Source organism: Corynebacterium sp. HMSC14H10 (assembly GCF_001807105.1).
Classification (GTDB): Bacteria; Actinomycetota; Actinomycetes; order Mycobacteriales; family Mycobacteriaceae; genus Corynebacterium; species Corynebacterium jeikeium_D.
The window spans coordinates 69,572-83,939 of sequence record NZ_KV787443.1; the positions used below are offsets into that span (position 1 = coordinate 69,572).

At 56.6% G+C, this 14,368-nt stretch carries 12 protein-coding genes and 2 tRNA genes; 6 read left to right on the forward strand and 8 right to left on the reverse strand.

Translation table 11 applies throughout. The annotated features are described in order from the left end of the window. Positions 1–3: 3 nt before the first annotated feature. The 4 genes from HMPREF3135_RS08875 to xerC all read left to right on the forward strand — a co-directional run bounded on the left by HMPREF3135_RS08875 (position 4) and on the right by xerC (position 2,135). Entirely contained in the window at positions 4–336 is a 333-nt protein-coding gene (locus HMPREF3135_RS08875) for a DUF3566 domain-containing protein (protein ID WP_016421749.1), read from the forward strand. A gap of 203 nt (positions 337–539) precedes the next feature. Next, positions 540–613: transfer RNA gene (locus HMPREF3135_RS08880), tRNA-Ile, on the forward strand. Between the two features lie 31 nt (positions 614–644). Beyond that, a tRNA-Ala gene (locus tag HMPREF3135_RS08885) sits at positions 645–717 on the forward strand. Positions 718–944: 227 nt separating this feature from the next. Beyond that, positions 945–2,135, forward strand: coding sequence for a site-specific integrase (gene xerC, locus HMPREF3135_RS08890; RefSeq protein WP_168163240.1), 1,191 nt, complete (start codon positions 945–947; stop codon positions 2,133–2,135). Between the two features lie 791 nt (positions 2,136–2,926). Here xerC and HMPREF3135_RS08895 read toward each other — a convergent pair. The 5 genes from HMPREF3135_RS08895 to HMPREF3135_RS08915 all read right to left on the reverse strand — a co-directional run bounded on the left by HMPREF3135_RS08895 (position 2,927) and on the right by HMPREF3135_RS08915 (position 8,152). Then, complete coding sequence (locus HMPREF3135_RS08895; protein ID WP_083280643.1) at positions 2,927–3,625, reverse strand: recombinase family protein; 699 nt, start codon at positions 3,623–3,625, stop codon at positions 2,927–2,929. Positions 3,626–3,990: 365 nt separating this feature from the next. Continuing rightward, positions 3,991–4,644, reverse strand: coding sequence for a hypothetical protein (locus tag HMPREF3135_RS08900; RefSeq protein WP_070439218.1), 654 nt, complete (start codon positions 4,642–4,644; stop codon positions 3,991–3,993). Then, complete coding sequence (locus HMPREF3135_RS08905) at positions 4,644–6,089, reverse strand: DNA primase family protein (RefSeq protein WP_168163241.1); 1,446 nt, start codon at positions 6,087–6,089, stop codon at positions 4,644–4,646. Before HMPREF3135_RS08905 ends, HMPREF3135_RS08900 begins: the two co-directional genes overlap by 1 nt. Before the next feature lie 366 nt (positions 6,090–6,455). Next, positions 6,456–6,659, reverse strand: a complete 204-nt coding sequence (locus tag HMPREF3135_RS08910) for a helix-turn-helix domain-containing protein (protein ID WP_070439224.1) — start codon at positions 6,657–6,659, stop codon at positions 6,456–6,458. Positions 6,660–7,258: 599 nt separating this feature from the next. Next, the gene (locus HMPREF3135_RS08915; RefSeq protein ID WP_016421751.1) at positions 7,259–8,152 is read right to left on the reverse strand and encodes a hypothetical protein; all 894 of its coding nucleotides are present in this window, start codon (positions 8,150–8,152) and stop codon (positions 7,259–7,261) included. A gap of 292 nt (positions 8,153–8,444) precedes the next feature. Here HMPREF3135_RS08915 and HMPREF3135_RS08920 point away from each other — a divergent pair, with 292 nt between their 5' ends. After that, positions 8,445–8,993, forward strand: coding sequence for a peptidylprolyl isomerase (locus HMPREF3135_RS08920; protein ID WP_040361963.1), 549 nt, complete (start codon positions 8,445–8,447; stop codon positions 8,991–8,993). Between the two features lie 698 nt (positions 8,994–9,691). Here HMPREF3135_RS08920 and crgA read toward each other — a convergent pair. After that, complete coding sequence (crgA, locus tag HMPREF3135_RS08925; RefSeq protein WP_005511903.1) at positions 9,692–9,961, reverse strand: cell division protein CrgA; 270 nt, start codon at positions 9,959–9,961, stop codon at positions 9,692–9,694. Between the two features lie 135 nt (positions 9,962–10,096). On the opposite strand from crgA, the gene HMPREF3135_RS08930 reads away from it, so the two are divergent. Further along, positions 10,097–10,768 (forward strand): aminodeoxychorismate/anthranilate synthase component II, encoded by a 672-nt coding sequence (locus HMPREF3135_RS08930; protein ID WP_048731900.1) that lies wholly within the window; start codon positions 10,097–10,099, stop codon positions 10,766–10,768. Positions 10,769–10,771: 3 nt separating this feature from the next. Here HMPREF3135_RS08930 and pknB read toward each other — a convergent pair whose 3' ends face one another. Both pknB and HMPREF3135_RS08940 read right to left on the reverse strand, forming a co-directional pair. After that, positions 10,772–12,841, reverse strand: coding sequence for a Stk1 family PASTA domain-containing Ser/Thr kinase (gene pknB, locus HMPREF3135_RS08935; RefSeq protein WP_070429076.1), 2,070 nt, complete (start codon positions 12,839–12,841; stop codon positions 10,772–10,774). A gap of 53 nt (positions 12,842–12,894) precedes the next feature. Further along, positions 12,895–14,367, reverse strand: coding sequence for a serine/threonine-protein kinase (locus HMPREF3135_RS08940; RefSeq protein WP_070439227.1), 1,473 nt, complete (start codon positions 14,365–14,367; stop codon positions 12,895–12,897). Position 14,368 lies beyond the last annotated feature (1 nt).

The window sequence follows — 14,368 nt, forward strand, 5'->3', positions numbered from 1 at the left end:
CGCATGGCCGAAACTAACTTGGTAGTCGACAAGGTGAGCCCCTGGTCCGCCATGCGCATTACGGCGGCCACTGGTTTCATTTGCTTCCTCGTCTGGCTTGCCGCGGTTGGCCTGCTCTACCTCTTGCTCTCCGGGATGGGATTGCTCGCTCCGATTAGTGAAATGGTCGGCGGGGAGGATTCCATCAGCGCGGGTCTCGTCCTTGGCCTGGCGGCCGCTGTAGGAGCGCTGTGGTGGGTGCTGTCGATTGGGCTCATGGCCCTCGGCGCGGTCATCTACAACGCTTGCGGCGGTCTCGTCGGAGGTCTCAAGATTTCGCTTGCCGACGACGACTAGGCTGCCTAGCCTCCCGCTGGCCCCGGTGTCACCCCCGTTCGGTGGCCCCGGGGCCGCGTTGGTTCAGAGGTGTTTTCAGTGATCTGGTTATGGAGTAGCCGTAATGACTACTTAATGACTGCTTTTTAACTCAATATTTAGGCCGCTGACCAGTCGATTTGTGAAGTGTCATGGTTACGGGTTAAGTTATATCTCGTTCCACGGGGCCTATAGCTCAGGCGGTTAGAGCACTTCGCTGATAACGAAGGGGTCGGAGGTTCAAGTCCTCCTAGGCCCACTGCCGAACAAGGTATAATTGCTCGGTGTACGGGGCTTTAGCTCAATTGGTAGAGCACCTGCTTTGCAAGCAGGAGGTCAGGGGTTCGATTCCCCTAAGCTCCACTGGAACAAAACCCCAGGTCGCGATTGACCTGGGGTTTTTCCATGTTTATGCAGGTCACGACGGTGCGCTATTCTCGACTGGTAGATCGTGAACGTTCGCAATATTACATCTAATGGACACCGAATGGACAGTGACCGCAAAAATGTCCCGCACACCTAAGCCCCAATGGGTCCCCTCCAGAGCGAAGAACGCCAGCGCGTCCGACGGGTTTTGGAGAATCAGATATGTGGGACCTGATCTTGTCAGGCACTCGCTCTCTGCCGACACGAAGCAGGAGGTTCTTCAGGCTTACTATGCGGATCAGGCTGCTATCTCAGCCGGATCCTGGATACCGCCGAAAAAGCGGCGCTCCAGAGCGCCCGTAGAGCACCTAACGCTACGTGAGTGGATAGATAGGGCGTTGGAACTCTCTCAAAGCGCTCTGCGCCCTCCTAGACCGTCCACTCTGCAAAAACGCCGCGAAATCCTTGCGAATCGAGTCACTCAGCCTGTGGGGGCGGGAGCCGGCAACCCTGACATTGGTTTCCTTGCTGACATGCCCCTGAGTGACATTACTAAGGCTGATTGTCAGAGGTGGTTCGATGCACTCCTTGTCACCTATCCTGAGAGTCGCGATAGGACACAGAAGGCATACAAGGAATTGCGGTCAATCTTCCGCACGGCTGTTGACCGCGGCATTATCGAAAAAAATCCCTGCGACATTGCCGGCGCGGCAGGGAGAGTATCCCCTAAACATGCAGATCCGCTGCTTAAAGATGGTGAGATTGGTGTCATCATCGACGAAATGCCCAAGCAATTCCGTCTCATCACCGCCCTAATGCTTGCGCACGGCCTACGTATAGGTGAAGCGCTGGGGCTTGAGCGTAGCGATCTCCAGTTTGCCCCCCATACTCCACCTCCATATGCACCTGAGTGGGAGGTCCATGTACGTCAGGCTCTCGTGAGAGTCACAAAAGGCGGTGTGGGCTCCATGACGATGCACCCCACAAAAACCCCAGCGGGGGTTCGTATCGTTCCCGTTTTAGGGAAGTACGCGAACCTTATCCCTGAACATTTAGCACTCGGCGTCGATGCCGAGATCGAACTACCATATTGGTTCTCTGAGTCAGACTCAGGAACACGAAAGTTCCGTCTCCTAACCACCTCGCCTCGTGGCGGCGCGGTTACGGATAACAGCTACCGTGCACGTTTAAATCGCATCACGACCGAGCAAAAATTGCAGCCTGGAATTCATCCACATAGCGGCCGCAAGTGGATCATTACCCGTCTCGCAGAGCAGGGGGCGCACGTCCGAGAGATCGCAGCCATCGTTGGAGATAGCGACCTGGAGGTCATCATGTCGGTCTACATGAAGGTCAACTCCGCTCGCCCGCCAGAGCTGATGAAAAAGGTGAATTCCACGATTTCTCGCAACTAGCCCTCGCAGAAAACCCCTCTGGTGCAGTCTAAATTTCTGGCAAAGTTACTTTTACTTCTAATCAGTGACCACGGTGACCATGCAGGTCAGACCCTATTTTTTGGGTGACCATTTCGGTGACCGGTCACCGTGGTCATCGTTTGGTCACCGCTTTGGTCATCATGGTCACTGACCGGTCATCGCCTGGTCATCGTCATTTTGACCCTGCGACCTGCATGGTCACCGTGGTCACTGATTTTTTGGGAAACTTTCTCAGATTCTGCCGAGAGCCTTGCATTTAGTCCCTGTGTTTATTGTTTTTGAGGGTTTTGACACCCTTTGAAAAAGGAACCACTTTGGTTTCTTCCGTCGTCTATGAGGGCCCGCGTAGCGGGCCTTATCAAGGACGAGTAGTGATCCTCACTCCTTGATTTTTTTACCGGGGGTAGGCGCGACACGGAGAGTCACAGTGACAGAAAAGAGGGCGTCAGCGACGTCGTGGCGAAGCCGCGACAAAGAAAATTCACAGTGCGCGGAGCGCTCTGCACAGGATTCTCATGGTAGGGCCGAGCAACGCCGCAGGAGTCACTGAGGAAAGAAAATCGAGGGATTGCGCGGCACTTTTACAGACCCCTAAAACGTTTCCCCATCAAAATCAAAAAAAGGTTAGGTTGTCAAAATTATCTAGGAGCGTGTCAGGCCTCCCGGTGAAAAATTTTCCAGCGCCTCAAAAACTTTCGAGGGCTGCACACGTGCAGCGTTTTTGAAAAAGAAAAGACCCCCTCAGAAAAAATCTGAGAGGGTGAAAAATTTTAGCGGGTGACGTTGTACCGAGGATCATTCCAGAAAGTGTCCGCTTCGTCGCGCGCGATTTGTCGCGCTTTTGAAACTGATCTTTCACTGATTTTTAAGAGGCGTGAAATCTCGGGGATTGATGACCCCATTGCGGTCATTTCATCGACACTACGGATCACTTCGCGATTGACAACCGTAGGCCTCCCAACGCGCACTCCGCGGGCTTTGGCGGCGGCGATGCCTGCCTTTGTCCTCTCAACGATGAGCCCCCTCTCGTATTCCGCCATGACCGCCAAGATACCGAGCATGGCGCGCCCCTCATTGGTGGTGGGGTCGATATGGTCAGTGACAGAAATTAGTTGCACACCACGGCGGGCGAGGTCTTCGACAATGGAAAGAATTTCGATTGTGCTACGACCAAGGCGGTCAAGTTTCCAAATCACGAGCGCGTCACCTTGACCTAACTTCTCCAAAAGGGCGTCGCGCACGGGACGCAATCTACCCCGTGCGCCGCTCGCAGTCTCCGTAACAATCCAGTCGGTGAATGGCTGAATCGCATCATGCTGTAGAGCCCAGTCCTGCTTGTCTGTACTGACGCGGGCATATCCGACAATGTATGGATCCCGCGTTCCTGCGGGGATTAATTGCGAGATAGCATCTAGGGAGTTCTTCTCGATTTCGTCCCCGTGATAAACATTCGGTTTTTGCGTGGTCATGACTAGAGTCTACCACTTTCAGGGGTAGACATGAGTGGCCATATCCTGAGTGATGTGGTAATGCACAAAACAGTCGCAAGATTCTGGAACCCCTGCAGGAATGCTCGCTGGAACTCTCGCGGGAATTCCCGCAAGAATTCTCGCTGGAGTGAAAAAGTAGCGTCCTGCAATGCGATTTTCCCCGTCCCGCACCCCAGTTTTCGCTGGAGTGCTCAGCATTTTTCGAAATTTCCGATTCCGAATTGGGAGAGTGCTTAGCATTTCCGCTGGAGTGCTCAGCATTTAAGTGCGAAACACCCCGGCATTTCCGCTGGAGTGCTCCACACTTTCAGGAGCGTTTTTGTAAAACGCCTGGTAAATCCTCTCTAGGGGGTGTTTCTTTTTTCCCGCTCAGCCTCGACCCAGTGACTTGCCCCGGTGGACGCGATGCGCGCCTTCACCCATGATGTCGATCTGCCGACTCCCCTGGCGAGGGTTTCCAGTGTCGCCCCCCTGAGGTGCAGTCCGGCGAGCGCGCGCGCCAGGTGGTAGTTGTAGATTGGGCTGGGAGAGGCCACCGCTAGGAGCGTAATCGCGGCGGACTTGGCGGGATTATCCTTGGCAGCCTCGTCAGTGATGGATCCAAGCGCGCGCCCCAGCCCTGCAAGTGCCGGTATGAGCATGGCAACGCCCACGTGATTGGCGGCATCATCGACTGGCGTGAGATCCCCTAGAGGGACAACGTGGCGGGGTGTGGGGTCACTGCTAGACCAGGCAGCAACGGTGCGATTACTGACACCGACAAGGCTGGCGGTACTCGCCAGTGAGTAGCCGGAGTCGAGCAGATTGCGGGCGCTCTCGCGCTTCCACCTGGCGTTCTCAGGGCTGAGAATGGCTTCGCTGTGCTGAAGTGCAGTAAAGCCGGCAGCCGCGTAGTGGGGGTCGGAAATGTCGTTATACCCGGCTAGTGCCGCAGCTTCGAGCTCCGCTTTGATTTCGGTGAGCGACTCTACGGTCGCATCTACGGTTGACGTTTGCATTAGACGCCTGCTCCTTCGAGGTCGAGTTGCTTTGCTGTTCCGATTGCGGCACGTCCGACTGCGGTCGCACGGTATCCGCTGGCGTCGTTGACGAGTAGTCCGTCACGCGCCAAGCCGTTCAGTGTTTTGGTCGTGTACCCTTTTTGGTCGGCAGGGATTCCCGCCTCAAAAAGAACATCCGCAACATTCCTTGGGCGATCCGCGCAGACCCTCAGGAGGGTTTCTTGAAACTCCGTCAGAGCCGGCTCGCCGGCTTCCGTTGGGGTGTCTGGTGTGCCCCCTGGAGTCGGTGCCGCGCGCCAGTTCGGCTCTCGAAACTTCACACCAGTCACTACATACTTGCGACCGTCTCCATCGCGTAGGCGTCGTACTGAAACGTTCCGGTAACCGGCAGCGGAGATGTCGGTTTTCATCAGCCCCATAGTGGTCGTTCCGTAGCCGAGATCTTCTCGGTACGCATTGAGTCGGTCAAAAAATGTCTTGCGATCCACCCAATCCTCTGGGTCGCTTGTGATGTCAACTTCTTCCTCAAGGAATCCAATAAGAGGGATGCTCTCACGCCGACCTTCCTCAATGGCACTGCGAGTCTCGCTGGTGACGGTGAAGCGCCCTTGCGAGGTCAGGCGGTCGAGACCGTCGAGGGCCCAGCGCAGAATGCCAGGGAGTTCCGCGGTCAGTTTCGCAAACAAATCAGGGTCCTCTTTGCCGAGATTCGAGGCGCGCGTTTGCAGCACGACGAATCGATTCATCACGGCTGGTGAGGCGTCTACAAACTTTGGTGGCTCATTGGATGCAAACATGAGGCGCGCGGACATTGCGCCGGTCCACCAGCTCATGTACTTGCGGTCGATAGTGAAGTGATCTTCGCCGGTCCACATGAGTACGGCCTCTACTGCCTTTCGTGCGGTGCGTCCGTCGAGGCGCGCGTCAGAAATTGAACAGAGCGACTTACCGATTGCTGGCGATAGCGCAGACCCCCCTACCGACAACGACGCGGACGATAGACCTGCAAAGTTTTGTTGCCCGACGAGCGCCGCGCACATTCGGACAATCAGTCCCTTGCCGGAGCGTGGCAACCCCCAGAGCCACATTGCTTTTTGGAGGCTTGTTTGCCCGCTAACGAGATACCCCATCCATTCCTGAAGAAGCTCGATTTGTCGGTCAGCATCGTCATCGTCGCCGAAGTTCTCGTGGAGAGTCTTTAGCCACAGGTCGCACCCTGTGGCTCCCTTCCATGCAAACGTTAACGCGGTCTGGGTGAAGAATCGCGGGTCATGGGGGAAAAGTTCGCGGTCACGGAGACGGAGGATACCGTCCGCCATGTGAATATAAGTATCCGTTCGGTCCTCATGCAGCCAGGTGCCAGGAAGGATCTCGCGACTCGTCCACGCGCCAAGGGAGGTGTGCTCTAGATCAATCTGGATTGCAGCGCGAAGGGCCTCCATGACACGCGATACCGAAGACGCGTTGGGGTTCCACGGTCGCGTATCTTCACCTTGCCCACAGACGGCGTGCTGGAGGACTCGATACAGGATTGTCTTGAGTGTGCGCTCTGAGATTTCCTGCCACGCGTATATGGGTGTCCATTGGTAGATCGAGTCCCCGATACCAACGAGGGTTGGAGCGTTTCCTCCAGCGTAAACAAATTCGTTTTTGACCAGCCACTCGGCAACTGCGGTGGGTGATCCAGGGGACGGAATCGTCCTTGTGTTTTCCTTTTGCTGTGTTACCATTTGGGTATCACTTCTTTCGTACTGAGGGTGGTTAGCGGCTTTCCGAGCGTGGGGTTCGGGAAGTCGCATTTTTTATGGTCAGAGGCCGCTGTACGGGCCGACTGGGGAGAAAATTGCGTCGATGTCCTCCTGGCGGATGCGAACTGCTCGCCCCCAGCGGTATGCGGGCAGCGTGCCGTCGCTGATGCGACGTCGGATTGTCAACTCGCTGAGCTGCAAGTAAGTGGCAGCCTGCTCGATTGTCAGTAGCGGCGACGGGGTTGTAGGTGCTGTCTGTGTCATGAAAGGGTTTCCTCTCTGCTCGGTAACTTTCGATGACAATCATCAATATACACTAATTCGGGGGTGGCTTGATGTAGCGATATTCTTCTATTCGTGTAATGTTCATAAGTTACGGTGTTTCATGTGTGGTAAAAAGCTTGCTCAAACCGCGATTGATGTAGAGAATGTGATTTCCATCACCCTTACCGAGATTGCGGGGAACTTCACGAAAACGCCCACCTTGCCTTCTCTGGACACTGAGTGGACATCCAGTCCTCCTATTCCGACAAAAATCGCCGTTACCTGCATAAATCGAGATAATGGCGATTCCCCTAAGCTCCACAAGGAACAAAATCCCCCGGTCGTAAGGCCGGGGGATTTTTGCGTTTTGGGGATGTAGAAGGGGAGGGGGCAAGAACGCCGAGTTACTGACTGCGTTTATGACAAAAATGGTGTGAAAAATGGCTTGAAACTGTCATAAACTTGCACAGTTTCACATTTGCAGCCCGTCTTTCTGAAGTTGTCAGGTTTGCTGCTTAACCAAAAACGCCCGACCGCCTGCGCATCAACTGCACAGAACAATCGGGCGTGAAAAGGCTTTTGGCTATCTAGCCGCCTATTTACTTCTTGCGAGCCTGACCCGGCTTCGGAGCCGGCTTGGACGGCTTGGAAGAGATCTTCTTAGCGTCGTCAGCGTTCTTCTTCTCGGTCTTGACCTCGTCGACCTTGATTTGAGCCTGCTTGGAAGCCTCTGCGGCCTTCTCCTCAGTGGTCTCCTTGGCCTCAGCAGCCTTGTCCTTGGCCTCGTCGGCCTTGTCGGCTGCCTTGCCCTTTACCTCTTCAGCCTTGTCCTTAGCCTCAGAAGCCTTCTCTTCAACGGTCTCCTTGACCTCTGCGGCCTTCTCTTCGACCTTGTGCTTAACTTCCTGGGCCTTCTGCTGGTACGGAGCTGGGTCAACCGGGAGCTTGTCGTCCTTGCGCAGCTTCCAAACGATGACACCGACGATTGCTGCAACAACAGCGAAGACCAGGGAAGCGGTTGCGATGCGACCGTTCTTGGCGCGCTGCTCTTCCTTACCGGTTACCTTGTCGATAGCCTTCTGGGTACGCACCTCGAGGTCCTTGCGAGCCTTCTTGGCCTTCTTTTCAGCCTTCTTAGCCTCGCAGCGAGCCTTGCAACGGGTCTTCTTGCCCTTGCGCTTAGCGTCCTTCTCGGCCTGCTTCGCAGCCTTCTTAGCCTGCTTCTTGGTCTCCTTGGACTTCTTCTCAACCTTGCCGGTCAGTTCTTCGGCCTGCTCAGCGAGCTGATCGCGGGCGTCGGAAACCTTTTCCTTAACGTCTTCCGCCCAATTGGTTGCTGCGTCCTTTGCTGCCTCGTTCTGTGCAGCTGCCACCTTCTTAGCCTCCTGCATCGTGTCGTAGAGCTCTGCAGCCTTCTTGTCCCGGTAATCCGAGTAGCTGTCGTAAGCGGACTTCAGTCCCTTGACAGCCAGCGAGATTGCGTTGGGGTTCATGACTCTCCTTTATTAGTGCGTCGCCAACAGGCATCGCCTTTAATTCTCAATCAATGATTAATACTGCTGCGGCGCCAGTGCCTCTGAGACCAAGATGCTTCTAAGTCCAAGAGCTAGGGCCCAGTTAGGCCTAGCGCCGAAATATTTGCAGCAGGCTCACATTCCAGCTTAGGCACTATTTGGCCTCCATGGGGGTCAACGAAGAACTCTTTTCCTTATCTTGAGAAACATTTTCGCTGGTTTCTGCCACGGAGAAACTCACCAGTAGGAGCAATTGGCCACCAAGGTCGGTATCCTAAGGAACGTGACTATTAAGACTGCTACTGCAACTGTGCACACCAACCATGGCGATATCGTGATTGACCTGTTCGGCAACCACGCGCCGAATACCGTCGACAACTTCATCGGCCTGGCAGAAGGCACCAAGGAGTACAAGGGGCAGAACGCCTCTGGCACCGAGTCCGGCCCGTTCTACGATGAGGCCATCTTCCACCGCATCATCGCTGGATTCATGATTCAGGGTGGTGACCCGCTGGGCACCGGCACCGGCGGCCCGGGCTACATGTTCGACGATGAGATTCACCCGGAGCTCCAGTTCGATCGTCCGTACCTGCTCGCTATGGCAAACGCCGGCAAGCGCGGCGGCCGTGGTACCAACGGTTCCCAGTTCTTCATCACCGTTGTTCCGACCCCGCACCTCAATGGCGCTCACACCATCTTCGGTGAGGTCGCTGATGATGCCTCGAAGAAGGTTGTCGACGAGATCGCTCGTGTGGCTACCGATCACTGGGATCGCCCGCTGGAGCCGGTCGTGATTACCTCCATCGACATCGAGAAGTAATCCGCTAGCTTCTACGCTCTTTAACCCGTCCGGTTGTTCCGGGCGGGTTTTTTCATGCCCATTTTCGCTTTACGACGGCCCGTAACTTCAATGTTGTGTTTAGGGGTAGTGGGGGTAGTAGCACATCGTGTTGATTCTCCACATGTCCACAGCCCTGTGGAAAAAATTCTCCACTGTTCACCTAGGTGAACACGGGCCAAGAAGCACGTTACGGGTTCCAATTTTCACAAATTACAACAATTCACAGTTGTCCACAGACTTGTGCACATGTGTGGATAATTCCATTCTTGTAATTTACGAACCAGCGTTCGAAAGTGGTCGAACTCCGCAGAATATTGGAGTTACGCACAACTTGACTTGCAACTATGTTACTTGTTCACAGAGTTATCCACAGGCTGTGGATACTGTGGACACAGGGGATAGAACCAAAGTTGTCATGCTTTACGGTTTCTGTCACGTAACCCGTGAGAAATTTGGGACGAAATCTCTCCACAGTTATCCACAAATTACATGATTGTTACACAGGTTTCTGTGGATAACTTTTTTGCGCGATCAGTAGGAGGGAAATCCTCATTCGTCGAAAAACGTGTGGGAAACGGGTGTATTGACGGGGGTGAATTGACCTGGGTTTTTAGGTATGAAAAAAAGGCGCATCCAAAAGTGGATGCGCCTGAGGGGGTGCGATGTATTAGAGCTGACTAACGCCAACCCATAGTCATCAGCAGACCAACAATGAAAAGACCAAAGCCGATGACGTAGTTCCATGCGTTCAAAGTCACCATGAACGGAATATGCGGACCCGCGATGTAGTTGACCAGCAGCCAGCCCAAACCAATCAGCATGAACCCGAACATCAGCACCTTGTACCACACCGGCGTCTGAGTGCTGTTGATTTTGACCGGGGTACGGCTGACGGAGGAGCCACCGGATTGTGGTGAATTAGTGCTTTCGATCTTTGCCTTAGGCATAGCGCTTTAAACTCCTTAGGTTGTGGTCAGCAGGTTGCGATCAGCGCGGTATCTACACTCCCGCGGTATATGCATAATTGTAAACTTTGCATCCGAACTTACCAGTGAAGTTCGCAGGCAGTAGAATTCCCAGTTATGCAGATTCTCGTCGTCGATAACTATGACAGCTTCGTATTCAATCTGGTCCAGTACATAGGCCAGCTCGGCGAAACGGTTACTGTCTGGCGCAATGATGATGCGCGTCTCCGCGATGTTGACGACGTCGTAAAGCAATTTGATGCAATCCTACTGTCGCCCGGTCCCGGTGAGCCGTCTAATGCGGGGTGGACAGAGGACATTATTCGCGCGGTGAGCAGGCAGGACGAGCCGACACCGGTGTTGGGTGTGTGCTTGGGTCACCAGGCGATTGGTGAGGTCTTTGGTGCGCAGGTCGTGCGTGCCGACGAGCTGTTGCACGGCAAGACCTCCCCGGTCACTCATGACGGCACGGGTGTTCTGGCCGATGTGCCCAGTCCTTTTATTGCCACGCGCTACCACTCGTTGACGGTGGATCCGAAGACACTGCCGGAGGAACTCATTGCCACGGCATTCACGGATTCGGGCATGCTGATGGCGATGCGCCACCGCGACCTGCCGATTCACGGCGTGCAGTACCACCCGGAGTCAGTACTCACCCAGTACGGGCACCGCATGCTGGTCAATTGGCTGCGGCTGGCCGGCGGTGAGTACACCGAGGAACTCCTGGCGGAGTTGGAAGAGCAGCAGGCCGTGTACCAGCGCGCCTTCTCAGACGTGCTGGCACACTAGCCGCTAGTTAGGCAGCAGATCCGGCAGCCTTATGGGAGGTTCCGGAGCAGGCCGTTCCTCTGAAGAGCTCTCCGGGGCAACCCCCAGCCGGTAGACGCGCAGGGTGACCTCGCCGTCCTTGTTGACCTTGGAGCCGGCCGACGGGTCGGCCTTCTCCACGTGGTCGACCTTGGACAGATCCAGCGTGGTGACTTCCTCGGTGCGGATAGTTCCCTCGAAGCCGGCATTGGTGAGTGCCTTCTCCGCATCGCTGCGAGTCTGGCCCTCAACTCGTGGCATCTTAATTTGGTTGCCGCGCGAAACGTGCAGCTCGACAGTCGTTCCGACGGTGAGCTCCGTGCCCTTCTGGGGAACCTCAACAACGGTTCCCTGTTCCTCAGTGGAGTCAACCTCCACCACCTCGACAACGAAACCAGCGGATTCGAGGGTCGTGCGGGCGGAATCCAACCTCTGACCAGTGACATCCGGAACAGTCTTGGTCTCGATACCGGAGGAGACAGTCAAAGTTACACGGGTTCCCTTCGACACCTGAGAACCGGCAGCTGGAGACTGCTCGATGACATTGCCGCGCGGAACGTCCTCACTCGGTTCCTCTTGCAGCTTTGGATTGACGACAAGCCCCGCCTCCTCGAGCAGGCGGCGAGCTTCCTCGGCCTGTTTGTCGCGCACATCCGGCACATTGGTCAACTCTGGGCCCGAAGATACGCGCAGCTTGATACGAGATCCCTGCGGCAACCCCGATCCCACACCCGGTTCGGTGGCAATCACCGTGTCTCGGGGCACATCTGGGTTCGGCTCGTCGACGCGGTTGACCACGAAACCAGCCTGCTCGAGAACCTGCGTTGCCTCATTGACATTTAGACCCTCGACCTGCGGAATGGCAACGGTCTCGACCTCGGTGGACGAGTTGAAGAGCTGGTAGGCACCGTAGCCGACACCGCCGAGAGCGACCAGCGCAGCAGCCGCCAGTGCGACAGTCTTTCCTGCGCCACCCTTCTTTTTCTCAGGCTCGTCAGTGTTAGCGATCTGAGCAGGGGCTTCCGGCTGGGCAGCCGCTCTCTCCGGTTCCGGAGCCGGAGCAGGGACAGCGGCCGGAGCCGGAGCCGGAGTTGCCTGCTGTGCAGGGGTCACCCGGGTCTCAGCATCCGATGGAGCTGCCGGAAGGAATTCGGTGGTCTTCGCGTCGTCGTCATGCGCGCCGTGGTGCGCCAGCGCCAACGGATCCTCGCCGCGTGCAAGACGACGCAAATCCTGGGCGAAGTCCTCTGCGGAGTCATAGCGCTCCATCGGGTCCTTGGCCATCGCGGTCAACAACACCGCGTCGAGGGCCTGAGCCGTGTTTGGGTCGGTGTTGAGCTTCCCCGAAGGTCGCGGCGGCTGGTCCTGAACGTGCTGGTAAGCGACAGAAAGAGGGGTTTCACCGGTGAATGGCGGGGCGCCCGTGACGGCCTCGAAAAGTACGCAGCCGACAGCGTAAATATCGGAACGGGCATCGGCGGTCTTACCGCGCGCCTGCTCCGGCGAGAGGTATTGCGCGGTACCCAGCACCGCCGCAGTCTGCGTCATCGTGGTGGAATCACCGAGCGCGCGAGCGATGCCGAAATCCATCACCTTCACCTTGCCGGTGTTGGTCAGCATGATGTTCGCCGGCTTGATGTCACGGTGAATAATGCCCGCATGGTGCGATGCCGTCAGCGCATCACACACCGATGCCATGATCGATGCGGCCTTCTTCGGGTCGAGCCGCCCCTCACGACGAACAAGATCACGCAGGGTCTCGCCCTGAATCAGCTCCATGACAATGAAAGGCACGCGCCCCATCGGGCTATCCGTCTCGCCGGTGTCGTACACCGACACGATCGACGGGTGATTCAGCAGCGCTGAGTTTTTCGCTTCACGACGGAACCTTGCGAGGAAGTTCTCATCCCTGGCAAGGTCGGCCCTCATCATCTTGACCGCGACAGAGCGACCGAGAACAGTATCTTCAGCGCGGTAGACATCGGACATGCCGCCAACGCCAATGAGCTCGCCGAGCCGATAACGGCCGGAGAGGAGATCGTCATTGCCAGACATTGTTCGTCAGTCCCTTCGGAAGGATTTCCACCAAAACATCTTGTACCTGAATATTACTGTGCATCTGGAGTCCCCAAGGTATTACCGGAGTCATTTCCCAGGGGCAATTGAATACCGGGCAGAACGCCGCCACTGGAGTCGTTGCCATTGTCGTTGCCCGAATCCTGGGTCGGTTCGGACGTATCCGGAGCGGTCTCGCTGGTGTCCTGCTCAGTGGAGCTGTCAGAGGCACCGTCATTGTTGCCGCCGTAGTTTTCCCCAGAGTTGCCGCCGTCGTTATTTCCCCAGTTACCGGAATTGTCGCCCGACCAACCGTAACCAGAACCGTCGTTGGGGTCGGTGTTTTCCTCTGTGGTTTGCTGCTGTGACTGGTTCGGAATGTACTGCTCCAAGTTCGGAATGGTTGGTAGTGAACCGGTAGTCGACAGCGAATAGACGACTGCGATAGCACCGGCCAGCAACACTAGCAGCACCAACAGCACAATGCTGCCGCAGCCACAACCGCAGCCACTGCGCTTCTTTGCCGGCTTACGCTGTCGGGCGGGTTGCTGCGGTGGTCGCTGCGGTTGCTGCGGTGGCTGCGACACCGGCATGGGCGGTCGCGTCATGGCACCGAGTTCGGTGGTCGCCGGGTTGGCAGCGTTGGACTGGCGGTGCACCGTTGGGGTCACACCACGCGGCTGCGGTGGGCGGTGCCCCGCGCGCACTCGCAAAACAGCCTGTGCCAGCTCACGGCCATCGGCATAGCGACGCTGCGGATCCTTGCGCAGCATAATGCCAATAAGTTCGCGGATATGCGGATTGACCGTCGGCGCCAACGCAGGTGGTGCCTCGTTGATGTGTGCCACGGCAACCGCAACGGTGGAGTCGCCCTGGAAGGGCCGGGCGCCGGCCACCATTTCGTAGGCGACACAGCCAAGCGAGTAGATGTCTGTCGCCGGACTCACCTGTTTGCCCTGCGCCTGCTCCGGTGAGACATACTGCGCGGTGCCGACGACCATGCCGGTACGCGTCAGAGGCACCGCTTCAGCGGCTTTGGCAATGCCAAAGTCGGTAATCTTCACGGTGCCCTCCGGCGTCACCAGGAGGTTGCCTGGCTTAATGTCGCGGTGGACAAGGTTCGCAGCGTGAATTGCCGACAGGCCGTGTGCAGTCTGCTCCAGCACGTCGAGCATCAGGTGCTCTGGCAGGGTGCGACGTCGCTGCAGCACCTGCGACAGAGATTCGCCACGGATGTACTCCATGACGATGTAACACGCGCCGTGGCTGCCGATGTCGCCTTCCTCGTAGGTGACAATCTTCACCACGTTTGGGCTGTTGACGCTGCGCGCAGCGGCGGCTTCGTTCTGGAAACGCTGCCGGAACTCGTAGTTGTCCGAGTACTCCTGGTTCAGAAGTTTGATTGCAACCAGTTCGCCGCTGGTGGCGTCGTCGGCAAGCCAGACGGTGGACATGCCGCCACGGCCGAGCAGACGGCGAACGTGATATCGGTCGCCAACGATGTCTTGAACTTGGTGGGCATCCATG

What these genes read in the sequence shown, in the direction of transcription:
- HMPREF3135_RS08875 (WP_016421749.1), top strand. Translation starts at nt 4, where the DNA reads ATGGCCGAAACTAACTTGGTAGTCGACAAGGTGAGCCCCTGGTCCGCC.
- HMPREF3135_RS08895 (WP_083280643.1), bottom strand. Translation starts at nt 3,625, where the DNA reads ATGACCACGCAAAAACCGAATGTTTATCACGGGGACGAAATCGAGAAG.
- HMPREF3135_RS08900 (WP_070439218.1), bottom strand. Translation starts at nt 4,644, where the DNA reads ATGCAAACGTCAACCGTAGATGCGACCGTAGAGTCGCTCACCGAAATC.
- HMPREF3135_RS08905 (WP_168163241.1), bottom strand. Translation starts at nt 6,089, where the DNA reads ATGGAGGCCCTTCGCGCTGCAATCCAGATTGATCTAGAGCACACCTCC.
- HMPREF3135_RS08910 (WP_070439224.1), bottom strand. Translation starts at nt 6,659, where the DNA reads ATGACACAGACAGCACCTACAACCCCGTCGCCGCTACTGACAATCGAG.
- HMPREF3135_RS08915 (WP_016421751.1), bottom strand. Translation starts at nt 8,152, where the DNA reads ATGAACCCCAACGCAATCTCGCTGGCTGTCAAGGGACTGAAGTCCGCT.
- crgA (WP_005511903.1), bottom strand. Translation starts at nt 9,961, where the DNA reads ATGCCTAAGGCAAAGATCGAAAGCACTAATTCACCACAATCCGGTGGC.
- HMPREF3135_RS08930 (WP_048731900.1), top strand. Translation starts at nt 10,097, where the DNA reads ATGCAGATTCTCGTCGTCGATAACTATGACAGCTTCGTATTCAATCTG.
- pknB (WP_070429076.1), bottom strand. Translation starts at nt 12,841, where the DNA reads ATGTCTGGCAATGACGATCTCCTCTCCGGCCGTTATCGGCTCGGCGAG.
- HMPREF3135_RS08940 (WP_070439227.1), bottom strand. Translation starts at nt 14,367, where the DNA reads ATGGATGCCCACCAAGTTCAAGACATCGTTGGCGACCGATATCACGTT.